This window comes from Leyella stercorea (assembly GCF_019052365.1).
Lineage (GTDB): Bacteria > Bacteroidota > Bacteroidia > Bacteroidales > Bacteroidaceae > Prevotella.
In genome coordinates this window covers 36,867-62,339 of sequence record NZ_JAHQUY010000007.1, presented here as the reverse complement: position 1 = coordinate 62,339, position 25,473 = coordinate 36,867, and the positions used below count along the sequence as shown (strand labels likewise).

The following is a 25,473-nucleotide window of genomic DNA, read 5'->3' as shown; positions in this document are numbered from 1 at the left end:
GCTTGTCGTACCATTTGCGTCTTCTGACGATTAGATCAACACCTTTGTCGCGAATAGGGAAGTCACGTATGGTTACGGCTTCACAGAACCCTTTGGATTCAATCTCTGGGTTCTCTTTATATTCTACCTTAACCGATTCGTCAAGATAGATGCGAATAAGGGAAGCCTCTTCTTCTACACGTACTACTTCAAAATTTGTAAGTATCTCTGATGGCAGAATTAACTGTGCCAATGCTAATAATCCTTGATTGTTCATGGCACAAAGGTATAAATTTTCTATAGAATCAAAAAGCTTTCCCCTAGATATATCGGGTGAGCCAGCATTGCGCCCTACACTTGTTCTATATCAAGCGAAGAAAAATAAAACGCCCTGCAAGAACAAGCCTTGCAGAGCGTCTATCATTAAAGTTTATTGCTTTTTCAACTCTTTCATCACCTTCTCAAAGTATCTTTGAGTGCGCTTCTTGTTGTAATTGTTGCCACCATTCCAAGCACGAATGGCTTTCTCCACGTTATTACCTGGATTAAATTCCGACTGCATAAGCAAGAACATCTCTTTCGACTTCTCGAGATTGAAACGGTCACGAAGTGTGTAACGCGTCTTGCTGTTGCGTCCTTTCAAAATGTTGTTACACTCTGCTACGAGGATCGGTGTAATCTGCATTGCACCACACGACTTGCCTCTTACGGCCTTTGTGTTGCCCTCGCTCTCAACCTGAATGATTGCCTTCATCACAGGTTCCCAATCAAAATTTGCTGTGCTAACAGTGCTTTTTTCTACTGTTTTCTCCGCATACATCGCGGGTATTACCCCAAATACACATACTAAAAATAATACAATTCTAAAAATTCTAATCATGTTAATTTGTTTGTGAAGCCCGAACCCATCCCCTTAAACACATACAACACCTCTTCCACCCCGGAACAAACGTTATATCAATGTAGAGCTTCTACTTCTTCAAAACACAACAGAAGAAGTGTTCACCGGAAACAGCGTCCATGATAGGCGATGAAACCAATTCATACGCATATCAAAACTCCGTTAGATACTTTCAGATAGCCTCACTAAAACAACAAGCATGCGCTATCCTTTTTTCTTATCGTGTGCAAAATTACACAAAATTCTTGAATTGTGCAAGTTTAGGCTTAAGCGCTAAAGGTTTTTTAATGTTTTTTAGAGATGCCAATAGCTTGAAAATCAATGATATAACTACTACTTCCGGAGATATTACCGAGATTTTATAGAGATGCTACTGGTACTTTATAGAGATTTAAAAAAGGGCGTACCAGCTCAGCCTGCGCCACACCAAATAAAAAAAAGCGCCACACCAAACAAAAAAAAGGATGCGTTGAACGTAAATTCAACGCATCCTATCATATCTAAACTTTTAGAATATTACTTCTTGAAAAAGTCCTTTACTGCCTCATTGGCAACCATACGCTCGTCAAATACGTAAGCGCCAGTCTTCGGGCTACGTACCATCTTGATAACCTTTGTGTATGCGCGACCATCCATAGAACCTTCACGGAGGGTAGCGACCGCTTTCTTTGCCATAGTCTATGTATTATTACTTAATCTCCTTGTGAAGAGTCATCTTCTTAAGGATGGGGTTATACTTCATTAATTCCATACGGTCAGGAGTGTTCTTACGATTCTTGGTAGTCACGTAACGGCTTGTACCAGGCTGACCGCTATTCTTCATTTCGGTGCACTCGAGAATTACCTGAACTCTGTTGCCCTTTGCTTTCTTTGATGCCATTTACTTTATTCTCCTATTACTTTAATGTCACTCCAGTCACAATAGCCTTTAGACACAGCCTGCTTGAGGGCAGCGTCCAAGCCCACTTTGTTGATGAGACGCAGACCCGCTGCGCTAATTTTGAGGCTAATCCAGCAACCTTCCTCTACATAGTAGAACTTCTTGCTGAACAAGTTCACATCGAAAGAACGCTTTGTGCGATGCTTTGAGTGTGATACGTTGTTACCTATCTGGGCTTTTTTTCCCGTAATCTGACAAATTTTCGACATTTCTATCTTCTTTTTTGTATTCGTTTTTGATACCTATTCCAAACAGGGTGCAAAATTAACGACTTTTTTCGAAACCGCAAAACATTCCTTTAAATAAAGTTGAGTATTTAATGTTTTTTTTGTTTTCAGTCGCATTTTATGTGCTATTGTGCTGATTTTTACCAGTTTTTGAGCTTGAAAGGCACACAAAGCGCACCTCCCTACCCCGTCACAGGAAATCGCAAGAGCAACACCTTTCTACTCCGTAACAGGAATCTTCGGCGCAACACCCTCTTCCTTTGCCTTCGGCATATTCTCCTTCAGATAGCCGATGAACATCTGGAGAGCCTTGCTCGTAGCGATAGCGAGGTTGATGTCGCGACCATAATCCTCAGTAAGTTTCATGGTAACGATGTTTTCAGCGTTGCCGCATGCGAGCCAGATTGTACCAACGGGGATTGCTGCCGTGCCACCGCCAGGACCTGCCGTGCCGGTAGACGCAATAGCGAAGTCGACGTTGAGAGCCTTGATAGCACCCTTCACCATCTCCTTAGCCACTTCCTCGCACACAGCAGTCTTCTCCTCAAGCAGATTGTGGTCTACGCCGAGCAAGTTCTCCTTCACCTCGTTGGTGTATGAGATGACGCCACCCTTGAAGTAGGTTGAAGCACCCGGAACAGCGATTATCGACTCTGCGATGCGTCCGCCTGTGCAGCTCTCTGCCGAACCTACTGTGAGGCCTGAGCCATAAAGAAACTGCTGTATCTCGCGACTAAGTATTTTCTTTTCAAATTCCATTTTGTATTTCTTTTTGTTTGTGATTATTAACTATTTGAATGTTACCTTACTGAACGCCGGCTTGTCTATCGAACAGAAGTCCTTGTCGAGGAATTTATAGTATCCTGTGACGCCAATCATCGCCGCATTATCCGTCGTATAGCTGAACTTCGGGATATAGATTGTCCAGCCATAGCGCTTCGCATGGTCGCGGAAAGCGTTACGCAGTCCGTTGTTGGCAGACACGCCGCCCGCAACAGCCACATGCTTGATGCCGGTCTGCTTGACGGCAAGACGCAACTTCTTCATCAGAATGTCAACGATGGTGAACTCAAGACTCGCTGCGAGGTCGTTCTTGTGATGCTCAATGAAGTCGGGATCGTCCTGAATCCACTTGCGCAGACTGTAAAGAAACGATGTCTTCAATCCGCTGAAACTGTAGTCCAAGCCCGGTATGTGCGGCTCAGAGAACTTGTACGCCTGCGGATTGCCCTGACGCGCCAGACGGTCGATGATAGGACCGCCGGGATAGCCCAAGCCCATCACCTTCGAACACTTGTCGATAGCCTCTCCTGCTGCGTCGTCGATAGTCTGTCCGAGCACCTCCATATCGTTGTAGGCGTTCACCTTCACAATCTGCGAGTTGCCGCCCGACACGAGCAGACAGATGAACGGGAACGGCGGCGTAGTGTCCTCAGGCTTCTCCTTTATGAAGTGAGCCATCACGTGACCCTGCAAATGGTTTACGTCTATCATCGGTATGCCCAGACTGCGCGCGAAGCCCTTTGTGAAGCTCACGCCCACGAGCAACGAACCCATAAGACCCGGTCCGCGTGTGAAAGCCACAGCCGACAGCTGCTCCTTTGTGATGCCGGCACGCTTCAGCGCAGCGTCCACCACCGGCACGATATTCTGCTGATGAGCACGCGATGCAAGCTCGGGCACCACACCGCCATACTCGCGGTGTACATCCTGAGAAGCCGTTACGTTGCTCAGCAATATGTTGTCGTTGAGCACTGCAGCACTTGTATCGTCGCAGCTGCTCTCTATACCTAATATATACATTTTCTTAATTATTAATTTCCAATTATTAATTATTAATTATCTTATTGTTCTAATTATTAATTATCGTGGCGCAAGCCAATTAATAATTAAAAATTAATAATTAATAATTCAACAAACATTAATGTGTCAATATCTCTACGCCGTGTTCAGTCATAACAAATGTATGCTCCCACTGTGCGCTCGGCTTCTCGTCGCCCGAGATCACCTCCCAGCCATACTCGTCGTCGGCGTCGATGAACACCTTCCATGTGCCCATGTTCACCATCGGCTCGATTGTGAACACCATGCCCGGCACAAGCAGCATGCCCGTGCCCTTGTGTCCGTAGTGCATCACGTCGGGCTTCTCGTGGAACTTCAATCCTACGCCATGACCGCAGAGGTCGCGCACGATGCCGTAGTGATACTTGTCGGCGTGCTTCTGGATAGCGTGACCGATGTCGCCCACGAAGCTGTAAGGCTTAGCCGCCTCCATGCCAATCTCCAAGCACTCCTTAGCCACACGCACCAGCTGCTCCTTCTCTGGCGTTGTCTTTCCGATGATGAACATACGCGAAGCGTCGGCATAGTAGCCGTCGAGGATAGTAGTGAAGTCGACATTCACGATGTCGCCCTCCTGCAGAACATCCTCTTCCTTCGGAATGCCGTGGCACACCACCTCGTTGATACTTGTGCAGACACTCTTCGGGAAGCCCTCGTAGTTGAGACAAGCCGGCACAGCGCCATGTGCTGTACAGTAGTCGTAGCATATCTGGTCGATCTCGAGAGTGTTCATGCCAGCATGAATATGCTTAGCCACCTCGTCGAGCACACCGGTGTTCACCACACCGCTGCGGCGTATGCCTTCTATCTGTTCAGGAGTCTTGATAAGGTCGCGCGACGGCACCTCCTTACCCTTGTTCTCCCAATACATTACTCTTTTGTCAAGTTCTGTCGGCTCCTGTCCAGGCAGACAGTGCCAAACTCTTTTCTTCTTGAATACCATAATAATTATATTAAAGCCCCAACCACGTGGGAAGTATTTTTATTCTAACGAATTAAGTTTACTCAAACAAATTGAGTTTATTCTTGCGAGCCTCATCGAGCGACGAGAGTTTCTGCTGAAGCGCAGCATACTCCTCGCGCAGACGAGCATAGCGGTCGTCCAGTTCGGCTTTGAACTTCTTGCGGTCGTCGGCGTTCATCAGTCGCTGCGCCACAAGCGGGTTCTGCGCAGCGTCCTTCACCCACACCACGATGCCGCTGTAGACGGGCGCAATCTTCAGCGCCACGTGCATCTCCGACGTCGTAGCGCCGCCCACCATAATAGGCAGGTCGAGCCCCGCGTGTTCCATCTCTGTAGCCACGTTCACCATCTCCTCCAGACTCGGCGTAATGAGTCCGCTGAGACCAATCATGTCTACGTTCTCAGCCACAGCCTTCTTCACAATCTGCTCAGCCGGCACCATCACTCCGAGGTCAATCACCTCGTAGTTGTTGCACGACATAACCACATCAACGATGTTCTTGCCGATGTCGTGCACATCGCCCTTCACGGTAGCCATGAGCACCTTGCCGGCAGTCGTTGTGCCTTCCTTCTTGTCAGCCTCGATGTACGGCTGCAGAATAGCCACCGCCTTCTTCATCGTGCGCGCAGTCTTTACGACCTGCGGCAGGAACATCTTGCCGCAACCGAAGAGTTCGCCCACCTTGTTCATGCCCGCCATGAGCGGACCCTCTATTATGTCCACCGCCTTCGGATACGCAGCGAGCGCCTCCTGCAGGTCGGCATCCATATAGTCGGCTACGCCCTTCACGAGAGCCGTAGACAAACGCTCAGCCACATCAGCCTTGCGCCACTCCGGTTCGGCAGCCGTAGCTGTAGTAGCGCCCGCAGCCGCTCCGTTCTTCAGCGCTTCCTGCTGCAGCTTTATCTTCTCCGCGAGATCCACAAGACGCTCCGAAGCGTCGGCTCTGCGGTTGAGCACCACGTCCTCAAGAATCTCGAGCTGGTCTGTAGGAATGTCGCCGTACGCCACCTTCGTAGCCGGATTGACGATGCCGAAGTCCATGCCCTTGCCAATGGCGTGATAGAGGAACACGGCGTGCATCGCCTCGCGTATGTAGTTGTTGCCGCGGAACGAGAACGAGAGGTTGCTCACACCGCCGCTGATATGCGCGCCTGGCAGGTTCTTGCGAATCCACTCGGTAGCGCGTATGAAGTCGAGCGCATAGTTGTCGTGCTCGCTCATGCCGGTAGCTATGGCAAGCACGTTAGGGTCGAAGATGATGTCGAGCGGGTTCATGCCCACCTTCTCCGTGAGCAGGCGGTAAGCGCGCTCGGCTATCTCTATGCGTCGCTCGTATGTGGTAGCCTGTCCTTTCTCGTCGAAGCACATCACCACGACGGCTGCGCCGTAGCGCATCACGTCGCGTGCATGACTGAGGAACACCTCCTCGCCTTCCTTCAGCGAGATTGAGTTGACTATCGCCTTGCCCTGCACACATTGCAGTCCGGCTGTGATTACGTCCCATTTAGACGAGTCGATCATCACCGGCACCTTTGCTATGTCGGGCTCCGAGGCTATTATATTAAGGAACGTGCGCATCTCCTCGCGTGCGTCGAGCAGACCGTCGTCCATGTTTACGTCTATCACCAAGGCTCCGTCAGCCACCTGCTTGCGTGCTATGCTGACCGCCTCGTCGTAATTCTTTTCGTTTATAAGGCGCAGAAACTTGCGCGAACCTGCCACGTTGCAGCGCTCGCCAACGTTGACGAAGCGTATGTCGGGCGTCACGTCGAGCAGCTCCAGTCCGCTGAGCCACATGGTCTGCGACTTCGGCTGCGGCGTGTGCGGCTGCTTGCCTTCTACAATCTTTGCATACTCGGCAATGAACTTCTCGGTTGTGCCGCAGCAGCCACCTATGATGTTCACCAGCCCCTCGTCCACGTACTCCTTCATCTGCGGAGCCATCGACTCTGCCGTCTCGTCGTATTCGCCCATACTGTTGGGCAGACCGGCGTTGGGATATGCACTAATATAATAAGGTGACTTTCGCGCCAGTTCTTTCAGGAACGGTTTCATCTGCGGCGCGCCGAACGAGCAGTTGAGTCCGATAGAGAAAAGCGGATAACTGCTCACGCTTGCCAGCACAGCCTCCAGCGTCTGTCCGCTGAGCGTTCTGCCTGCGAGGTCGCTCACGGTGATGCTGAGCATTATGGGCAGGCGTTTGCCGCTACGGCGCTCAGCCTCCATCGTGGCATCGATGGCAGCCTTGGCGTTGAGCGTGTCGAACACCGTCTCTATGAGTACGGCGTCCACCCCACCCTCCACGAGCGCCTCTATCTGTTCGAGATAGACGTCGTAGAGCGTCAGATAGTCGATTTCGCGTGCAGCCGGATTGCTCACGTCGGGGCTCATAGAGCAGGTCTTGTTCGTAGGACCCACCGAGCCAGCCACGAAGCGCGGACGGTCGGCGGTAGCAAACTCGTCGGCAGCCTTGCGTGCCAATCGTGCTCCGGCAAAAGCCATCTCGCGTGCTGACTCCTCCAAGTGGTAGTCGGCTTGCGAAATGCGCTGCGAACTGAACGTGTTCGTGGTTATTATGTCGGCGCCTGCCTCCAGATACTTGCGGTGGATGTCGCTCACCACGTCGGGGCGCGTGATGTTGAGCATGTCGTTGTTGCCCTTCATCAGTCCCGGCGTCTTGCGATAGCGGTAGCCACGGAAGTCCTCTTCGGTCAGCGCGTATTGCTGTATCATGGTGCCCATCGCACCGTCGAGTATTAGTATTCTGTCTCTGACTATATCCTCTAAAGTCTTTATCATCTTCCTAAACGAATCTTCTTACCTAAACAAGCGTTTACATTTTTTTAATAGTGTTTCATCGCGCGGTCCATCTCACGACGGTCTTCCTTCTCTTTCAGAGTCTGACGCTTGTCGTACTCCTTCTTACCGCGACAGAGCGCAACATCCACCTTGGCGCGTCCGTGGTCGTCGATGAACACGAGTATGGGCACAATGGTGAAGCCGGGCTGCTTGGTTGCCGCCTCGAGCTTGGATATCTCGCGGCGTGTGAGCAGCAGCTTGCGGTCGCGGCGTGCCTCGTGGTTGCTGAACGATCCGTAGAAATATGGCGAAATGTTCATGCCTTTCACCCACACCTCGCCGTTGTTTATATAGCAGAAAGTGTCAACCAGACTCGCCTTTCCGAGTCTGATCGACTTTATCTCGGTGCCCGTAAGCACAATACCTGCGGTATATGTATCAACGAAGAAGTATTCGAACGAAGCCTTCTTGTTGCGTATGCTCACCGGACTTTTCTTTCTAATGAGTTCCTGTTCCTTGTTCATAATCGTCTTGTAGCCTGACGCCGCGGGCATAGCTGACAACAGCCTGACGCCCCTGCGCCGCCGACTCTACTCTCTTGTTTTTTATTCCTCAATAACGACGAACTCCTCTATGTGTTCGTCTACATAGCGAGCCACAGCCTCTGTCCAGTCCTCCTCGTTCTCCACGAACTCGTCATCGTAATCGTCGAACTCGGGGAACTGCTCGAACATAGCCATGAACTCGTCGTCGCTGCACTCGCGCTGTATCTTCTCGCCGTACTCCTTGTAGAGCTTGCGCACGGCGAAGAGCATCTTCGCGAGGTCGCGCAAGCCCCAATCGCGCAGCACCTTCGCAAACGGATTGTCGAAGATGAATCCGCCGTATCCGTTGTAGATGAGCTGCACGAATCCGCCGTCCATCACCTCCTCGTGCAGGATGTCGTAAGCCAGCAACGTAATCTGCGCCACACTCAGCTGCTGCATATTCTCAGCGTTGAGTTCGCCGCCAATAGCCTCCTTCGTAGCGTTGATAAACACGCCGAGGAAAGCATCCATATCTTGCATCGCCGCTTCACGCAGAGCAGCGTCTTTTACTTTCACTTCTATCATAATTATGCAAAGTTAGTGCAAATCGAAGACAATACAAAATAAATGCATTTATTTTTATTGTTGAGATGCAGCCTAACTTATCAAAAGTTAGTGCAAATCGAACACAATACAAAATAAATTGTGTAAATTTGCATACATAGCACAAACAAAATCACACTCACACAGAATGAAAAAATGGCACTTATGGCTGGCGGCATCAATCGGACTCGTGGTGATTGCCGGAATGATGATAAGAGAGTTCGACCTTGACGCCCTGAGCAAGATACACCTGTCCCCGCAATTCTTCGCCGGGACGGGCATCGCCGTGCTCCTTTTCGCCATCCAGAACCTTATGTACACGCTGCGCTTCCGCTACCTCTGCCAGCGCAAGCTCTCGCTCTCACAAAGTTTCCGCATCAACGTGCTCTGCGAGTTCACCTCCGCCGTCACTCCCTCCGCAGTAGGCGGCAGCGGACTGGCGTTCGTATATCTCAACCGCGAGGGCGTGACCATGGGCAGAAGCATCTTCACCATGTTCGCAGCCCTGCTTGCCGACGAAGCCTTCCTCGCCATCAGCTGCTGCGTGCTCTATCTGTGCGTGCCCTCCGACCAGCTGTTCTGCACCGCAAGCGACGTAGGTGCCACCGTGTCAAGCGAATGGCTGAAGGGCGGCATACACGTCGTCTTCCTCATAAGCACACTCATCGTAGCCGCATGGACAGCCATACTGTACGTGCTACTGCTCCACCGACCGCAGATTCTGGGCTGGGTGCTGAAAGCGTGCTGCAAGATACCGGGTCTGCGCAGGTTCCTGCCGAAAATAGAGCGGTTCTCCAACGATATGACCTTAGCCTCGCAGGAGGCAAAGCTCGAAGGCAGCCGCTTCTGGCTGCGTCTCATGGGCTACACCTCCGTAGCATGGCTCGCCCGCTTCGCCATCGTAGCCGCCATACTCTTCGCCTTCCAATGCCAGGGCGACATGCTCATAGCCTGGTGCCGACAATGGGTGATGTGGATGATATCAATACTCAGCCCCACGCCCGGCGGCAGCGGCGTAGCCGAACTGATGTTCCGCCTCTATTACGCCGACTATCTGCCCGATGCCTCGGTAGCCATCCTCGCAGCAATGCTCTGGAGAGCCATCTTCTACTACCCGTTCCTCGTAATGGGCACCATTGTGCTGCCCAAGTGGATAGGAAAGAAACTGTAGAAGTAGCACTTCTGATCTATTCCGCCCCACACTCTTTCATCGTGCACCGAACGCAATCCGATTGGACACCGAACGCAATCTGATCGGGCGGCGGACGCAATCTGATCGGACACCGAACGCAACCCGATCGGACACCGAACGCGATACGACGACATAAGTGCAGAGATTGCAGAGCACAAGTGCATATATTTTCATTTATTTTTCGTAACTTTGTGGTCAAACAACAGCATTATGACAACAAAAGAGATAGACGAAAAGTCGCTACATAACGCCCACCGCCTCTTCGAGTCGGGCGACATTAACAACATCCCCGTAGGCACAGCAGCAGGTCTTCAGCAGATACATCGCTATCTGTTTGAAGGTCTGTACCCATTCGCCGGCACCATTCGCGAGAAGAACATCGCCAAAGGAGGCTTTCGCTTTGCCAACTCGCTCTATCTACAAGCCGCCCTCTCAGCCGTCGAAAAGATGCCTGAAGACACATTCGAACACATCATCGAGAAGTACGTGGAGATGAACGTCTGCCACCCTTTTATGGAGGGCAACGGACGCGCCACACGCATCTGGCTCGACATGATGCTGAAACGTACGCTGGGCAAAGTGGTCAACTGGCAGTTCGTTGACAAAGACCAATACCTCTCTGCCATGGAACGCTCCCCCATCAACGACCTCGAATTACGCTTCCTGCTCAGTCAGAACCTAACCGAAGACACCGAGAACAGAGAAGTGATTAGCAAGGGCATCGAACAGAGCTATTACTATGAGGGGTATGAGAAGTAAAAACAATATGGACAAACGAATCACAGAGCAACCATCGCACTACGACAATCTGGAACAGATGAGCGTGGAGCAGCTGACAGCGGACATAAACAACGAGAATATGACGGTGCCGGCGGCTATAGGAAAGGCGCTGCCGGCTATAAACAGACTAATAGAAGCGGTGGAACGCAAACTGAAGAACGGCGGACGACTGTTCTACGTGGGATGCGGCACTGGCGGACGACTGGCTACACTCGACACCATCGAGGTGCAGAACACGTACGGCACAGACGGAACGCAGATACAAGCCGTGTTCCCAGGCGGCATCGGCTGCCTGACGCAGACACGCGAGTCAAGAGAGGACGACACGGAGAACAGTTGGCAGCAACTTCTCGACAAGCACGTCTCTAACGACGACATCGTGGTGGGCGTCTCGGCAAGTGGCACTACGCCATTCGTGCTCGCAGCGCTCCGCCACTGCCGCACAGCTGGCATAACGACGGGCTGCATCGTGAACAACCCCAACTCGCCCATCGCTGCCGAAGCCGACTATCCAGTAGAGGTGATAACCGGACCGGAGTTCGTGACGGGAAGCACGCGCATGAAGGCTGGCACATCGCAGAAGCTCATCTTTGACATGATAAGCACCACGGTGCAGATACGCCTCGGACGTGTTGAGGGCAACAAGATGGTGAACGCCAAACTGATAAACAACAAGCTGATTGACCGCGCCGTGAGGATTTTCATGGAGCGCAACCCGCAATACACCGACTACGAGGAAGCGAAGGCGCTTATTCTGAAGGCTGGTAGCGTGAAGAAGGCTGAGGAGCAAAAGCTTTGAACAATCGCTGACACCTTTACTCGTCTAAGGTGAACTCTGCGACAAGAGGCAGATGGTCGCTGAAACCATCGAGCCACCGCGGACCGAGATAGTTGCGGCGTGGCTGAACACCGCCATACTTCTCGTCGTCGGTGAGCAGAAACCTTGCGTCGTGAACACGGCAGGAGCGCACCGACGGCAACAGACTCGTGCTGACGAGGATGTGGTCGAGACTGCGCCACTCGCCATGATACTTATATGTAGCGCGGGCGCCGTTCTGCCCCACAGCCTCAGCCGACACATCGGTGAAGCCGTCGGCACAAACGAGGCGCACGCTCTCCGACTTGGCGTAATCGTTGAAGTCGCCAGCTACGATTATCTTCGCCGCAGCCGCAACTGCCCTAACGGAGTCGGCTACGGCGCGTATCTTCTCAGCCACCACACGGCGGAACGGACGCGAGAGCTGCTCGCCGCCACGCCTGCTCGGCAGGTGGGCTACGATGACGTGCAGCGTGTCGCCCGACATAACCACACCCGACGCATACAGCAGGTCGCGCGTCGGCGACATATCACGTACGGGCGTTATGCGCACCGCCCTACTATTAAGCAAGCGGAACGAAAACGGCGAATACATCAACGCCACATCTATGCCGCGCGCATCGGGCGAGTCGGTGACAACATACTCATAACGTGCGGTGCGCAGGAGCGAACGCTTCGTAAGGTCGCGCATCACGGAGTCGTTCTCCACCTCACACAACGCCACCATATCGGGCAAACGCCAGCTGGCAACAGACTCTTCTGTAACGGAGAAATCTTCAGCAGCCTGAGTTCCAGCACCGCCTACCCTATCGCCGCACGACACGATGGTCTGCCCCACGCGGTTCAGCTTGCGCCAATAGCGGAAAGGTGTCCAATGGTACGACCCGTCGGGCAGAAACGCCACGTCGTTCTTCAGCGAGTCGTGCTGACAATCGAAGAGGTTCTCACAGTTGAACTGCACGAACGTGAAGAGCGACACCAACAATACAGACAAAGACATAGGCTCAGACTTTTAATGCCCTCATGGCGTTCAACACAGCGAGCACCGTAACACCCACATCGGCGAATACAGCCATCCACATTGTACCCATACCGAAGGCTGCAAACAGCAGTATCGCCACCTTAACGCCGATGGCAAACCACACGTTCTGACGAGCGATGCCTATCGTGCGGCGTGCGATAGCCACGGCGAGGGCAATCTTCGACGGTTTGTCGTCCATCAGCACCACGTCGGCTGCCTCTATAGCCGCATCGCTACCCAAAGCGCCCATAGCGATGCCGATGTCGGCACGCTTCAGCACGGGCGCATCGTTGATGCCGTCGCCGACGAACGCAAGCGTAGCATCCGCTTTCTTCTCGTTCAGCAGGCGTTCTACCTGCGAAACCTTATCCGTAGGCAGCAAACCTGCGTGATATTCTTCAATGCCTACACGCTCGGCTACATCCTTAGCCACCTCATCGCGGTCGCCCGTAAGCATAACGGTGCGCTCAACACCCACCTTACACAATGCGCTTACAGCCTCGGCTGAGTCGTCCTTTATATGATCGTTGATGACGATATGTCCGACATACTTGCCGTCTACAGCCACATGTATTATAGTGCCTACACGATGGCATTTGTGCCACGCAGCGCCTACCGTCTCCATCATCTTTTCGTTGCCGACACAGACGATTCGACCACCCACATTGGCACGCACGCCCTGACCAGCCACTTCCTCGATGTCGGTTATCTTGCAGCCGTCGTGAGCCTCCTGCGGAAAAGCGTCGCGCAGGGCGGCTCCGATAGGATGCGTAGAGAAGTGCTCTACATGCGCAGCCAGATGAAGCAGTTCGTGAGCATCGAACTCCGTTGGATGCACCGCCTCTACGGCAAACTCGCCGTATGTGAGCGTGCCGGTCTTGTCGAACACCACAACGCCGAGCTTAGCCAATGCGTCCATATAGTTGCTGCCCTTGACGAGTATTCCGCGGCGCGACGCACCACCCAATCCGCCGAAGAACGTGAGCGGCACACTGATGACCAATGCACACGGACACGAAACGACAAGGAAGATGAGCGCTCGATGCAACCATACGGCGAACGAATCGACGAAGCCGCCCGACGCGAACAACGGCGGAACAACGGCAAGTAGCAGGGCTGCAAAGACGACAATCGGGGTGTAGACGTGCGCAAAGCGGGCGATGAACGACTCGCTGTGCGACTTATGTTCGTTGGCGCTCTCCACCAGACTGATTATCTTCGACACGGTGCTCTCGCCGAAGCTCTTTGTGGTCTGCACGCGGAGCACACCGGTAAGGTTCACGCAGCCAGATACGACCTCGTCGTCCTTCGCAACATCACACGGCACCGACTCGCCGGTGAGCGCAACGGTGTTGAGCGACGACTCGCCTTCTACGACGCGTCCGTCCAGCGCCACTTTCTCGCCTGGCTTTATCACTATCGTCTCGCCAACCTGCACATCAGACGGCGAGACAACGACGAGTTCGCCGCCGCGCTCTACGGACGCCGTGTCGGGACGTATATCCATAAGGTGGGATATGCTGTCGCGACTCTTGCCCTCGGCATAGCCTTCAAACAGTTCGCCTATCTGGAAGAATAGCATCACGAAGACTGCTTCGGGAAACTCGGTTTCGGCACCTGGCAGGAAACCGATGCAGAGCGCACCGACTGTGGCGACAGACATAAGGAAATGCTCGTTGAACATGTCGCCGCGGACGATGCCCTCAAATGCTTCCTTCAGCGTATCGTGACCGATAAGAAGATAAGGCACGAGATAAACCAGCAACAACTGCCACGTAGGTAGAGCGCAATACTTCTCAACAACAACTGCGCCGATAAGCAGCAACGTAGTAAGAACGATAAGCAGCAGTGTGCGCTTCATGCCGTCATGCTCATGGTGGTGATGATTATGTCCATGCTCGTGATGCTCATGTTCGTGATGATGCTCGTTACAATGCCCACAACCGCAGTCGTGGGTATGACAATTGTGTTCCTGTTCCATTTTACTTTTATTTTAAAACATTCCTACTTTTATTTTTGAACACTGCAAAGGTATGGCGTTAAATGTGCAACTGGGTTGCAAAAACAAGCAGGCTTATTTTGTATTGCGCCTTATTTGCAGTAACTTTGCAGCAAAAATAAAAGGAATGTCAACAAACAACAAGATAGTATACCGCGCCATCGCGCTCGACCTCGATGGCACACTCACCAACAGCAAGAAGGAGGTTACACCTGCTACACGCAAGGCGTTGCTCACAGCGCAAGAGAACGGCGCACACATCATACTGGCTTCGGGCAGACCTACGTTCGGCATCGAACCGGTGGCAGAATGCCTCGAACTCTCGACACGTGGCGGATATATCCTCTCGTACAACGGCGGAAAGATTATCGACTGGCGCACGAAGGAGGAGATTTACTCGCAGCACCTGCCAAGCGACGTGATCCCCGTGCTGTACAACTACGCCAAGGAGCATGGCTATGCGCTGCTCGGCTATGTGGGAAAGGAAATCATAACCGAGTCGGCTGACGATAAATACGTGGCTGAGGAGTCGCGCATCAACAAGATGCCGATACGCAAGGTGGAGAATCTGCTCGCAGAACTGGAGCCGAACCCTACGAAACTGCTCATGACCGCCGACCTGAATGCTGCGGCGGAAGCGGAGAAGGAACTGCAGGAACTCGTGGGCAACCGCATGGATGTGTACCGCTCTGCACCGTTCTTCGTGGAGCTTGTGCCGAAAGGCATCGACAAGGCGCAGTCGCTGCTGCGTCTGCTGGCGAAGCTCAATCTCACCCCGCAGGACATGATTGCATTCGGCGACGGATACAACGACCTCTCTATGCTGCGTCTGGCTGGCATGGGCGTGGCTATGAGCAACGCAGCACCCGAAGTGCGCAGCGAAGCCGACTATGTGACGCTCTCCAACGAGGAGGACGGCGTGGCTGTGGCTATAAACAAACTGTGCTACAACAACGAATAATCTTTTCGCGCACGCCAACGATTAATCATCATCAAAAAAAAGACATCAACGAAAATGAAGATAGACACAACGACATACAAGGAAATAAACCGCCCGATGTACATTCTTGAGGAGGCACGCCTGCGCAACAACCTGCGCATAATAAGCGACGTGGCAAAGAGAGCCGACGTGGAGATTATTCTTGCGTTCAAGGCTTACGCGCTGTGGAAGACGTTCCCGATATTCAGAGAGTATATCAGCTCTACAACGGCAAGCTCGCTGTCGGAGGCTCGCCTGGCTTTCGACAAGTTTGGCAGCAAGGCGCACACTTTCTCGCCTGCATACACCGACTACGAGATTGACGAGATTGCTGCCTGCTCAAGCCATCTTACGTTCAACTCGCTCACTCAGTACGAGCGTCTGCACGAAAGAGCACGCAAGCAGAACCCAGAAATCAGTTTCGGACTGCGCATCAATCCTGAGTATTCGGAGATTGAGACCGACATATACAACCCTTGCGCGCCGGGCACACGCTTCGGAGTGAGCGCAGACAAGCTGCCGGAGCAACTGCCAGATGAGATAGATGGTTTCCACTGCCATTGCCACTGCGAGAACGGTTCGGACGTGTTCGTACGCACACTCGCTCATATCGAGGAGAAGTTTGCAGGATGGTTCAAGCAGATAAAATGGATTAACTTCGGCGGCGGACACCTCATGACACGCAAGGACTACGACATCGAACTGCTCGTAAATACACTTCGCGAATTCCACAACCGCTATCCGTGGCTGAAGGTAATAATGGAGCCAGGCAGTGCGTTCGGCTGGCAGACGGGTCCGCTGGTGGCTCAGGTGATAGACGTTGTTGAAGACAAAGGCATTAAAACCGCTATTCTCAACGTGAGTTTCTCGTGCCACATGCCCGATTGTCTCGAAATGCCCTATCACCCTGCCGTGAGAGGAGCAAAAACTATTGAAGAAAATATCGACTACTCTATACCTTATATATATAGATTAGGAGCCAACAGCTGTCTGTCGGGCGATTTCATGTCGGCATGGCAGTTCGACCACAAGTTGCAAATCGGCGAAAATATCGTCTTTGAAGACATGAACCACTACACAACAGTGAAGACAACCATGTTCAACGGCATCTCACACCCTGCTTTGGCTATGGTTCATGAAACAACGAACGAACTCGAAATTCTGCGCGAATATGGTCCAAACGACTATATAGAGCGCATGGATTAGCGCAAAAATGCACTTTTCAAGTAAAAAAACGCATTTTTCTCACTTTTTTCCTTGAAAAGTTTTGGTGGTTCGGAAAATATTGCTACCTTTGCAACCGCAAATCAGAAATGTTTCTTCTGAAAGCATTTCGCAATGCGGCAATAGCTCAGTTGGTAGAGCACAACCTTGCCAAGGTTGGGGTCGCGGGTTCAAGTCCCGTTTGCCGCTCAAACTTAGAAAACTCTGTTTTCGAAGCGCGAGTTGCCCAGGTGGCGGAATTGGTAGACGCGCACGTTTCAGGTGCGTGTGTTTAACGACGTGCAGGTTCGAGTCCTGTTCTGGGCACACTAAAAAGATACATATTACTCGGAGAGGTGGCGGAATTGGTAGACGCGCTACTTTGAGGGGGTAGTGACAATTGTGTCGTGGGAGTTCGAGTCTCCTCCTCTTCACGTAATAGATGTATCAAACGATGCGGCAATAGCTCAGTTGGTAGAGCACAACCTTGCCAAGGTTGGGGTCGCGGGTTCAAGTCCCGTTTGCCGCTCCACTCTTTCTGATTTAAGAAAGGGTTTTAAAAGATAAAAGTTATAGTAAATATAACCTTTTATAAAGTTTTTGTTGGAGAGGTGGCGGAATTGGTAGACGCGCTACTTTGAGGGGGTAGTGACAATTGTGTCGTGGGAGTTCGAGTCTCCTCCTCTTCACAAAAATAAAAAAACAATGCGGCAATAGCTCAGTTGGTAGAGCACAACCTTGCCAAGGTTGGGGTCGCGGGTTCAAGTCCCGTTTGCCGCTCTTCTATTTTTTATTTAAAAGAAGATCTTTTTTTGAAAAACAAAAAACACGACTATTAATGAATTTATATCTCAGATATTTTGACAAAGAAACGCTGGTACACAATGTTGATGAAGCATTGGACTTTTTGCGTTCTATACCAGAAATTGGCATGACACCCAATCTCGAAGCTGATGTACGCGATTATGCAGACAGCGAAGTGTACTATCCGAAAAGATATAAAATCCGTCCACGCGTTTACTTTATCATAATAAAGACAACTGCTGCTACGATGCTCGACTTCAAGCAGAAGAAGGCTTTGCACTCTGCCCCGCAGAACAGTCCTGCTGCAGAGAAGCACGATATGGTGGCTACAGTTACAACGAAGCTCAACGAGGAACGTCCGGGCTGGTATGAAGGCGAACTCGACTTCAAGCGCGTTGTGCTTGTGCCTACAACCGGCAAGCACGAGTATCGCGACACTCACTTCGTGGTGAGATGCAAGGCTAACTCAGGTCAGGACTGCTACAACAGAATAGTCGATCATCTGCGCGGACGCGTTGACAGCCGCTCGCAGTTCCCTTCTGCAAAGGGAAAAAATTTCCACTACAAGTATCTTGGCATGTGGAAGTAAGGCAGTGTTGATATATCGTTGACACTAAAAAAGAATTTATTGGAAACAAGCTAAAAGGGTGTCTGTTTGTATAAAGCAAGACACCCTTATTTGCTTTAAACGAAACGTAATACTACTATTATGAACAAAGTGATGCTTATTGGAAACGTCGGCAAAGACCCCGATGTAAAGTACTACGATGCCGACCAGGCTGTAGCACAGTTCTCGTTGGCTACAACAGAAAGAGGCTATCAGTTGCCTAACGGCACACGTGTGCCCGACCGTACCGACTGGCATAACATAGTGATGTGGGGAAATCTTGCAAAGATAGTGGAGAGATACGTACACAAAGGCGACCGTCTCTACGTAGAAGGCAAGATGCGCTATCGCTACTACGACGACAAGAAGGGACAGCGACGCTTCATTGCTGAAGTGTATGCCGACAACATGGAACTGCTTACGCCGCGCTCTGCAGCTAACACTGCGGCTGATCCTACAAGTCAAAACACAAACGCCGCAGCAAACAACGCGAACCAAAATGCCGCATCATCTTCAAACGCATCCATTGCGTCGACAGAAGACGATGACCAGCTGCCATTCTAAGAACATATAATATATAAACATCAACGATTTGGAAACATATATAAATCTCATATCCGATTCATTAGCCGACGTTTATTTCGTCACTCCGACAATAGGCGTAATAATAGCGGCAGTACTGACCGTAGTACTCATGGGCTTCTCTGCATTCGCCAGCGGATCGGAGATTGCGTTCTTCAGTCTCTCTCCAACAGATATGGCGGAGGTAAACGAAGCAAAGACTGCAAGCGACCGCAACATAAAGACACTGCGTGAGGACAGCGAGCGCACTCTCGCCACTATACTCATCACAAACAACTTTGTGAACGTGACGATAATCATGCTCTGCAACTACATCTTCTCTCACCTTATACACTTCGGCGAGAAGGCTTACTGGCTGCAGTTTCTGTCGCTCACGGTGCTGCTCACCTTTCTGCTGCTACTCTTCGGCGAGATTATGCCGAAGGTGTACAGCCGTCAGGACCCGCTGGGCTTCTGCCGCAAGTTTGTCGGCGGCATCATGATCTGCCGCAAACTGTTCTGGTTTATGGAGAACATTCTGCTGCGCAGCGGCATTCTGGCAGAGAAGGTTGTGCAGAAAGAGAGTCACGTGCTGAGCGTAGACGATTTGGAGCAGGCTCTCGAACTGACCGATAAGGAGGATATAAAGGACGAGCAGAGCATGCTGAAAGGCATCATACGCTTTAGCGACGAGACTGCCAAGGAGGTGATGACAAGCCGCCAGGATATCGTAGCGCTCGACATTCACTCCAACTATCAAGATGTACTGAAGAGCATCGTAGAGAACAACTACAGCCGTATTCCTATCTACCAGGACAATGCAGACAACATTCGCGGCATTCTCTATATCAAGGACCTCCTGCCCCACCTCTCCAAGCCTGCCAACTTCCGCTGGCAAAGTCTTATCCGCCCACCCTACTTCGTGCCGGAAACCAAAAAGATTGACGACCTGATGCGCGAGTTTCAGGAGAACAAGGTTCACATCGCAATCGTTGTGGACGAGTTCGGAGGAACAAGCGGACTCGTAACGCTCGAGGATATCCTGGAAGAGATTGTAGGAGAGATAAACGACGAGTATGACGAGGAGAACAAGTATTACTCTAAGCTCAACTACAATACTTATCTGTTTGAGGGCAAAACGCTGCTCACCGACTTCTGCAAGATTCTGAACATCGACGACGAGGAGTTTGCAGACGTTGAGGGCGACGCAGACACTCTCGCCGGACTGCTGCTCGAGATAAAGGGCGACTTCCTCTCTATACATGAGAAGATTGACTACAAGAACTACACGTTCGAGATTGCAGGCATAGAGGAACGCCGCATAAGCAAGATTAAGGTTGTGATACACGAGAATAAGGACATCGCAACTGAGAAAGAAAAGTAAAGCTATAAGGCAATAAAGATTGTAAAACTATAAGGCAGATAAACACAAACAGAAACTATGCCATTAGTATTTATCAAAGACATAGACACCGACACACGGCTTGGACTGTGGAAGATTGCGGACGAACTTCATGCTGATGAGGTTTGTCCGCAAATGGTATGTGAGGAACTGAAGCGAAAGTGCACAAGAAGACAGAAGGAGACTGCCGCCGTGTACGCCCTGCTACACGCCATGACCGGTAGACGCGACCTTGTAATAGGCCATAACGCCGACGGAAAGCCTACACTCGACGGTTATATCATCAGCGTAAGTCACACTATCGGCTACGCAAGCATCATCATGTCGAAGACAAGGAACGTAGCAGTTGATGTAGAATACCGCAACAATCGCGTGTTCAGAATCGTTGACAAGTTTCTTACGAAGCAAGAGACAGCCCTTTTGAACGGACTACTACAAACCGAGGACACAACCTTAAAGACTATAGCATCGCTGACTGAAAGCCATGACGCACAGACAGCGCTATTGCTCTGCTGGTGTGCCAAGGAGACCATATACAAATACTTCTCTGAGGAGAAGCTAATGTTCGACGAGATGCAAATCTGCCTGGAAGAATTTGGGCAAGAAGGAACTTTCTATAGCACCAACATCCGACAAGACATAAAAAAAACTATAAAGTACATGCAGAACGAAGAGTTTGTTCTGACATATACATTATAGTATTCAACAGATTAAATTCAACATACATAATTCTGTATATTAAATTCTTAATACTTAGGCTGCGCAGATATGGCTTAACACCATATCTATGCAGCCTTATTTTTTATAGTCATAGTAATACCAGTAAGTGTTGCCATACATGCGGCGTAAGGCATTCTTACGTTCGCGTTCGTTGGCAAACTTACGCTCCATTGCCTGATAGTCCTCATAATCGGTTGTTGCCACATTATCCTTATAGATAATGGCGGGCGTCGTATGCGTGTGCATATACAGCGTGAGCGCCTCACGATAATGGCGCGGCAGCACAACCGAATCGTTCAAAACATAATACTTCTTCAAGTCGGCTACGAAAGCATCCAGATTGCGGTCGAACAGATGCGCACAGAGCACATAGTCAGCCATCGGCTTGTTCACGTGATTTGTTCGACGCTGGAAGTTGATATACCGTCGGGCATTCATAGTCTGCTTGTAGCGTCCGCCGAGATACTTATACAGCTTGTATTCGGGATAAAGCTCCAGCTTCACGTCATTGCCGTTAGGCAGCAGTCCGTCTACGTCCGTCACTGGATAGTAGAACAAGTGCTCTGCAAGCTCTCCCTTTTTCGAAAGAGCATAGGCAGCAAGCATTGATATGTTGCGGTCGCCCACATCGTATCTGCGCAGAGCCACCAACGCTCCGTCGTAATCGGCGTCTACAAGACATTGCTCGGCATGTATGCGTGCATGCAGACACTTGTCGTTGTTGCCGGCAGAACAGATGACGAGCATCATCACCACAAGAATAAGCAGATTAACCCACAGCTCCCTGATAGGCTGAGTCCATAGTCGTGGAAGCGAGTCGAGCAATCCGCTGCTGTTCACTCCCCACACGACCAGAAAGAACACCACTATCAGTAAAGGCGCTACAAACCTCCATGCTCCGAACATGATGCCACCGTCAACGGGCGAAACACAGATGTTTGTGAGCATCATGAGACAGAGTGTGGAAGGCACGAACGTCAACGCCCATGCCAACCGTTGCTTTCTGAATATCCTGACCACACCTATCTGCATGAACATCGCGAGTATCGTGATGAGGACAGCACCCACAAAGTGGTTGTAGTGGGTCTGTCCTTTCGATAGTATGTGCTGCGTCACCGTAAGCAGATCGGCCTGATAGCAGTAAAGATAATAAAAACAGAACAATGTAAACACGAACGTGCACATCACGCGTGTCAACACACCTTGATTCTTCATTTACTCTCTCCTCTGCCTTTCTCTAATTCTTCTTCAAAACGACAGCCGAACGTGCCGGTATGTACAGCTTCAGCCATTCCTTATGCTCCGACACGTAAGCCGGGTCGTAGTTAGTGAGATGTGTAATGCTATCATCAGCGAGTCCGTTGCCGCCGAACTTCTTTGCGTCGGTGTTGAGAACCACGTCGTACGAACCGGTCGGAACGAGGAATCCGTAGTCGGTGAACGAGCGTGTCGGACTGAAGTTGAACACAAAGATAAGGTCGCCGCGCATGTAGGCGAGAATTTGGTCGCCGTCGTTGTGCCATATCTCCTGCACCGGAGTCTTCTGGAAGTTCTTCTCGAGCTTCAGAGTCTGCAGCATATCGTGGTCGAAGTCGCCGAGGAACTTGTAGTCGAGGTCGGGATTGTCGACGAGATTCCACTGGCGGCGTGCGTATTTATGGCTCCAGCCGTTGCCTTCGCGTGGAAAGTCGATCCACTCCGGATGTCCGAACTCATTACCCATGAAGTTGAGGTAACCGCCGTTGATGGTAGAAGCCGTAACGAGGCGAATCATCTTGTGGAGCGCTATGCCGCGATGAGCGCGGTCGTTCTCGTCGCCACGACGGAAGTGCCAGTACATATCGGCGTCGATGAGACGGAAGATGATTGTCTTGTCGCCCACGAGTGCCTGGTCGTGGCTCTCGCAGTAGCTGATAGTCTTCTCGTCCGCACGGCGGTTGGTTGTCTCCCAGAAAATAGAGCTTGGCTTCCAAGCCTCGTCTGGCAGTTCCTTGATGGTCTTTATCCAGAAGTCAGGTATGTTCATCGCCATGCGGTAGTCGAAGCCGTAGCCGCCGTCCTTGAACTTGGCAGCCAGACCCGGCATGCCGCTCACCTCCTCAGCGATAGTGATAGCCTGCGGGTTCACCTCGTGTATGAGCAGGTTGGCAAGCGTGAGGTAGCAGATGGCATTGTCGTCCTGATGGCCGTTGAAGTAGTCGCCGTAGTTGCAGAACGCCTCGCCCAGGCCATGACTGTAGTAGAGCATTGACGTCACGCCGTCGAAACGGAAGCCGTCGAAGTGGAACTCCTCCATCCAATACTTGCAGTTGGAGAGCAGGAAGTGCATCACCTCATCCTTGCCGTAGTCGAAGCAGAGCGAATCCCATGCCGGGTGCTCGTGACGCTCGCCGGGATAGAAATACTGGTTAGGGTCGCCGGCGAGATTGCCCAGACCCTCTATCTCGTTCTTCACGGCGTGCGAGTGAACGATGTCCATGATTACGGCGATGCCGTCCTTGTGAGCCTGGTCGATGAGCGCCTTCAGATCCTCGGGTGTGCCGAAGCGCGAAGAAGCTGCGAAGAACGAGCTTACGTGATAGCCGAACGATCCGTAGTACGGATGCTCCTGGATAGCCATAATCTGTATGCAGTTGTAGCCGTCCGCCTTAACGCGCGGCAGCACGTTCTCGCGGAACTCGTTGTATGTGCCCACCTTCTCTGCATCCTGCGCCATGCCTACATGACATTCGTATATGAGCAGCGGCGACTTGTTCGGCTTGAACGTCTTCTTCTTCCATTCGTACGGCTCCGGGTTCCACACCTGCGCCGAGAATATCTTTGTCTCCTCGTCCTGCACTACGCGTGTAGCCCAAGCCGGGATGCGTTCGCCCATGCCGCCGTCCCAGTAGACGTGCATCTTGAAGAGGTCGCCGTGCTTCATTGCCTTTGTGGGCAGTTTCAGCTCCCAGTTGCCAGCCTCGTCGATGCGTTTTGCTTTATATTTTTCGTTTTCTTTCCAATTGTTGAAGTCGCCCACAAGGTAGATTTCCGTTGCGTTCGGTGCCCACTCGCGGAACACCCATCCGCGTGCAACCTTGTGCAAGCCATAATATTTGTGTCCGTTGGCAAAATCTGTCAACTTTGTCTTTCCATTGTTGGTCAGTACATTCAATTTCCACAAGGCGTGTTCGTGTCTGCCGCGTATAGCGTCCTCGTAAGGTTGCAGATAGGCGTCGTTCTTCACAAGTCCGATGTGCTTTACAGCCGGTTTCTTCACAGCCTTTGTGCTTTTTGTCTTTGTTGCCATAGTTGAGTGATTTATTGTATTTTAAGATAATCCTTGTTTGTTGTAAGAAGCAGCATAGCCGGTCGGTTGCCGGCGGCGTATGCTTTATTTGTCCACGAAGCGACGCCCACGCTCGTAGTGTCCGCGTGCCGTCACCTTTCCGTTGCGGTCTTTTTCCACAAAGTTGCCGTCGCGTCGGTCGTCCACATAGCTTCCTTCGAATCTTGTGCCGTCCTTTGTCTCCTCGATGGCAGCGCCGTTGCGCTTTCCGTTGCGGTAGATGCCCTTGTACTTGGCTCCGCCGGCGTAGTGGATAATCACCTGTCCGTCCATCTTGCCGTCCTTGAACGCTCCCTCATATACGTCGCCGTTGCGCTTTGTCAGCTTGCCGTGTCCGTTCTGGCTGTTGCGTTTCCACTGACCTACATATATGTCGCCGTTCTTCCATGCGAACGTGCCCTGTCCGTCTCTGTCGCCTTCGAGGAAGTGACCCGTATACTTGTCGCCGTTACGATAGCGGAAAATGCCTTCGCCGGTGCGTTCGCCCTGCACATAATCGCCTTCGTATACGTCACCATTCTGGAATCGGTAGATACCCTTGCCGTTCTGTATGTCGTTAAGCCATTCGCCGGTGTACACATCGCCGTCGGCGTATTTGTTTGTGCCCTTGCCCGAGCGCTGGTTGTTTAGCCACATGCCGTCGTATGTGGTGCCGTCGCCCCAAGCGAAGAAGCCCTTGCCCGACTTCTGGTCGTCTTTCCAGTTGCCCTCATAGTAGGCTCCGCCGGCGAAGGTATACTTGCCTTTGCCCTGGCGTTTGTCCTGCTGCCAGAATCCGTCGTACTTGTCGCCGTTGTAATAGTACATCACGCCGTGACCCTGCTGATAGTCGCGGTACCACATACCTACGTACTTGTTGTTGTTTATAAACCAGAACGTGCCGTATCCGTGCTGCTGATCCTGAAACCATTCGCCGTCGTACTTCTCGCCGTCGGAGAAGGTGTATATGCCGTCGCCCTGGCGCTTGCCCTTCACGTAGTCGCCTTCATAGGTGTCGCCGTTCTCGAAGAGAGCCGAGCCTTTTCCGTGAGGCTTTCCTGCCTGAATCTGTCCTTTATACTGCGCGCCGTCGTGCGTGACACAAGAGCCAAGCGTAATCTTTTGGGCGCTCGCAGTCATAGACAGCGACCAAGCAAGAATTGATGCAAATATATATTTCTTCACTTTTTCTGCTTATAATATTAGTAATTAACGCCAAAATTATCAAATAAATATGAGAAAACAAAATGAATTAAGACTTTTTCACCCGAGTTTTCGCTATATTGGAGTAAGTT

At 51.4% G+C, this 25,473-nt stretch carries 25 protein-coding genes and 6 tRNA genes; 15 read left to right on the top strand and 16 right to left on the bottom strand.

From position 1 onward, the window contains the following. The 11 genes from KTQ90_RS02540 to KTQ90_RS02490 all read right to left on the bottom strand — a co-directional run. Positions 1-256, bottom strand: a 256-nt coding sequence (locus KTQ90_RS02540) for an ISAon1 family transposase N-terminal region protein (protein ID WP_217317109.1), incomplete at its 3' end; no start/stop codon positions are given. Positions 257-409: 153 nt separating this feature from the next. Beyond that, positions 410-859, bottom strand: coding sequence for a lytic transglycosylase domain-containing protein (locus tag KTQ90_RS02535; RefSeq protein ID WP_217317108.1), 450 nt, complete (start codon positions 857-859; stop codon positions 410-412). 537 nt (positions 860-1,396) lie between these two features. Further along, positions 1,397-1,555, bottom strand: a complete 159-nt coding sequence (locus tag KTQ90_RS02530) for a DUF4295 domain-containing protein (RefSeq protein ID WP_007903119.1) — start codon at positions 1,553-1,555, stop codon at positions 1,397-1,399. Between the two features lie 13 nt (positions 1,556-1,568). Further along, positions 1,569-1,760 carry a 50S ribosomal protein L33 gene (gene rpmG / locus KTQ90_RS02525; RefSeq protein WP_007903117.1) on the bottom strand — a complete coding sequence of 64 codons (192 nt, stop codon included), beginning with the start codon at positions 1,758-1,760 and terminating at the stop codon, positions 1,569-1,571. A gap of 5 nt (positions 1,761-1,765) precedes the next feature. Then, complete coding sequence (gene rpmB, locus KTQ90_RS02520; protein WP_007903116.1) at positions 1,766-2,029, bottom strand: 50S ribosomal protein L28; 264 nt, start codon at positions 2,027-2,029, stop codon at positions 1,766-1,768. 237 nt (positions 2,030-2,266) lie between these two features. Beyond that, positions 2,267-2,806 carry a CinA family protein gene (locus KTQ90_RS02515; RefSeq protein WP_217317107.1) on the bottom strand — a complete coding sequence of 180 codons (540 nt, stop codon included), beginning with the start codon at positions 2,804-2,806 and terminating at the stop codon, positions 2,267-2,269. Positions 2,807-2,836: 30 nt separating this feature from the next. Continuing rightward, complete coding sequence (gene tsaD, locus KTQ90_RS02510; protein ID WP_217317114.1) at positions 2,837-3,859, bottom strand: tRNA (adenosine(37)-N6)-threonylcarbamoyltransferase complex transferase subunit TsaD; 1,023 nt, start codon at positions 3,857-3,859, stop codon at positions 2,837-2,839. 109 nt (positions 3,860-3,968) lie between these two features. Further along, positions 3,969-4,832 carry a type I methionyl aminopeptidase gene (gene map / locus KTQ90_RS02505; RefSeq protein ID WP_007903105.1) on the bottom strand — a complete coding sequence of 288 codons (864 nt, stop codon included), beginning with the start codon at positions 4,830-4,832 and terminating at the stop codon, positions 3,969-3,971. Between the two features lie 58 nt (positions 4,833-4,890). Further along, positions 4,891-7,656 carry a methionine synthase gene (gene metH / locus KTQ90_RS02500; protein WP_217317106.1) on the bottom strand — a complete coding sequence of 922 codons (2,766 nt, stop codon included), beginning with the start codon at positions 7,654-7,656 and terminating at the stop codon, positions 4,891-4,893. 44 nt (positions 7,657-7,700) lie between these two features. Then, a complete protein-coding gene (gene smpB, locus KTQ90_RS02495) occupies positions 7,701-8,180 on the bottom strand; it encodes an SsrA-binding protein SmpB (protein ID WP_217317105.1) in 480 nt (159 codons plus the stop codon). Positions 8,181-8,261: 81 nt separating this feature from the next. Continuing rightward, positions 8,262-8,768, bottom strand: coding sequence for a DMP19 family protein (locus tag KTQ90_RS02490; protein WP_217317104.1), 507 nt, complete (start codon positions 8,766-8,768; stop codon positions 8,262-8,264). A 166-nt stretch (positions 8,769-8,934) separates the two neighbouring features. Between KTQ90_RS02490 and KTQ90_RS02485 the strand changes: the two genes are divergently transcribed. The 3 genes from KTQ90_RS02485 to KTQ90_RS02475 all read left to right on the top strand — a co-directional run bounded on the left by KTQ90_RS02485 (position 8,935) and on the right by KTQ90_RS02475 (position 11,557). Then, positions 8,935-9,957, top strand: a complete 1,023-nt coding sequence (locus KTQ90_RS02485; protein WP_217317103.1) for a lysylphosphatidylglycerol synthase transmembrane domain-containing protein — start codon at positions 8,935-8,937, stop codon at positions 9,955-9,957. Positions 9,958-10,188: 231 nt separating this feature from the next. Beyond that, complete coding sequence (gene fic / locus KTQ90_RS02480; RefSeq protein WP_217317102.1) at positions 10,189-10,737, top strand: protein adenylyltransferase Fic; 549 nt, start codon at positions 10,189-10,191, stop codon at positions 10,735-10,737. Positions 10,738-10,744: 7 nt separating this feature from the next. Beyond that, positions 10,745-11,557, top strand: a complete 813-nt coding sequence (locus tag KTQ90_RS02475) for an N-acetylmuramic acid 6-phosphate etherase (protein ID WP_217317101.1) — start codon at positions 10,745-10,747, stop codon at positions 11,555-11,557. A gap of 16 nt (positions 11,558-11,573) precedes the next feature. On the opposite strand, the gene KTQ90_RS02470 is transcribed toward KTQ90_RS02475, so the two are convergent. Together KTQ90_RS02470 and KTQ90_RS02465 are read right to left on the bottom strand one after the other, a co-directional pair. Further along, the gene (locus tag KTQ90_RS02470; RefSeq protein ID WP_217317100.1) at positions 11,574-12,575 is read right to left on the bottom strand and encodes an endonuclease/exonuclease/phosphatase family protein; all 1,002 of its coding nucleotides are present in this window, start codon (positions 12,573-12,575) and stop codon (positions 11,574-11,576) included. 4 nt (positions 12,576-12,579) lie between these two features. Beyond that, positions 12,580-14,457, bottom strand: a complete 1,878-nt coding sequence (locus KTQ90_RS02465) for a heavy metal translocating P-type ATPase (RefSeq protein WP_217317113.1) — start codon at positions 14,455-14,457, stop codon at positions 12,580-12,582. A 283-nt stretch (positions 14,458-14,740) separates the two neighbouring features. Between KTQ90_RS02465 and KTQ90_RS02460 the strand changes: the two genes are divergently transcribed. From KTQ90_RS02460 to KTQ90_RS02405, 12 genes are all read left to right on the top strand, one after another. Beyond that, positions 14,741-15,556, top strand: a complete 816-nt coding sequence (locus KTQ90_RS02460; protein ID WP_217317112.1) for a Cof-type HAD-IIB family hydrolase — start codon at positions 14,741-14,743, stop codon at positions 15,554-15,556. Positions 15,557-15,610: 54 nt separating this feature from the next. Further along, on the top strand, positions 15,611-16,780 hold the full coding sequence (gene nspC / locus KTQ90_RS02455) for a carboxynorspermidine decarboxylase (protein WP_217317099.1): 1,170 nt from the start codon (positions 15,611-15,613) through the stop codon (positions 16,778-16,780). 134 nt (positions 16,781-16,914) lie between these two features. Further along, positions 16,915-16,987, top strand: a tRNA-Gly gene (locus KTQ90_RS02450). A 35-nt stretch (positions 16,988-17,022) separates the two neighbouring features. Next, positions 17,023-17,104, top strand: a tRNA-Leu gene (locus tag KTQ90_RS02445). A 23-nt stretch (positions 17,105-17,127) separates the two neighbouring features. Next, positions 17,128-17,211 (top strand) — tRNA-Leu (locus tag KTQ90_RS02440). 22 nt (positions 17,212-17,233) lie between these two features. Further along, positions 17,234-17,309, top strand: a tRNA-Gly gene (locus tag KTQ90_RS02435). Positions 17,310-17,382: 73 nt separating this feature from the next. Continuing rightward, positions 17,383-17,466: transfer RNA gene (locus KTQ90_RS02430), tRNA-Leu, on the top strand. Between the two features lie 18 nt (positions 17,467-17,484). Further along, positions 17,485-17,557: transfer RNA gene (locus tag KTQ90_RS02425), tRNA-Gly, on the top strand. A 58-nt stretch (positions 17,558-17,615) separates the two neighbouring features. Then, the gene (locus KTQ90_RS02420; protein ID WP_022159175.1) at positions 17,616-18,170 is read left to right on the top strand and encodes a hypothetical protein; all 555 of its coding nucleotides are present in this window, start codon (positions 17,616-17,618) and stop codon (positions 18,168-18,170) included. Positions 18,171-18,290: 120 nt separating this feature from the next. Next, positions 18,291-18,752, top strand: coding sequence for a single-stranded DNA-binding protein (locus KTQ90_RS02415; RefSeq protein WP_217317098.1), 462 nt, complete (start codon positions 18,291-18,293; stop codon positions 18,750-18,752). A gap of 28 nt (positions 18,753-18,780) precedes the next feature. After that, a complete protein-coding gene (gldE, locus tag KTQ90_RS02410) occupies positions 18,781-20,133 on the top strand; it encodes a gliding motility-associated protein GldE (RefSeq protein WP_217317097.1) in 1,353 nt (450 codons plus the stop codon). A gap of 57 nt (positions 20,134-20,190) precedes the next feature. Continuing rightward, positions 20,191-20,850, top strand: a complete 660-nt coding sequence (locus KTQ90_RS02405; protein ID WP_217317096.1) for a 4'-phosphopantetheinyl transferase family protein — start codon at positions 20,191-20,193, stop codon at positions 20,848-20,850. 96 nt (positions 20,851-20,946) lie between these two features. Here the strand turns inward: KTQ90_RS02405 and KTQ90_RS02400 are convergent, their stop codons facing one another. The 3 genes from KTQ90_RS02400 to KTQ90_RS02390 all read right to left on the bottom strand — a co-directional run bounded on the left by KTQ90_RS02400 (position 20,947) and on the right by KTQ90_RS02390 (position 25,318). Beyond that, positions 20,947-22,086 carry a DUF6057 family protein gene (locus tag KTQ90_RS02400; protein WP_217317095.1) on the bottom strand — a complete coding sequence of 380 codons (1,140 nt, stop codon included), beginning with the start codon at positions 22,084-22,086 and terminating at the stop codon, positions 20,947-20,949. 22 nt (positions 22,087-22,108) lie between these two features. Beyond that, positions 22,109-24,160 (bottom strand): alpha amylase C-terminal domain-containing protein, encoded by a 2,052-nt coding sequence (locus KTQ90_RS02395; RefSeq protein WP_217317094.1) that lies wholly within the window; start codon positions 24,158-24,160, stop codon positions 22,109-22,111. 84 nt (positions 24,161-24,244) lie between these two features. Continuing rightward, a complete protein-coding gene (locus KTQ90_RS02390; RefSeq protein WP_217317111.1) occupies positions 24,245-25,318 on the bottom strand; it encodes an MORN repeat-containing protein in 1,074 nt (357 codons plus the stop codon). Between the last annotated feature and the right edge of the window lie 155 nt (positions 25,319-25,473).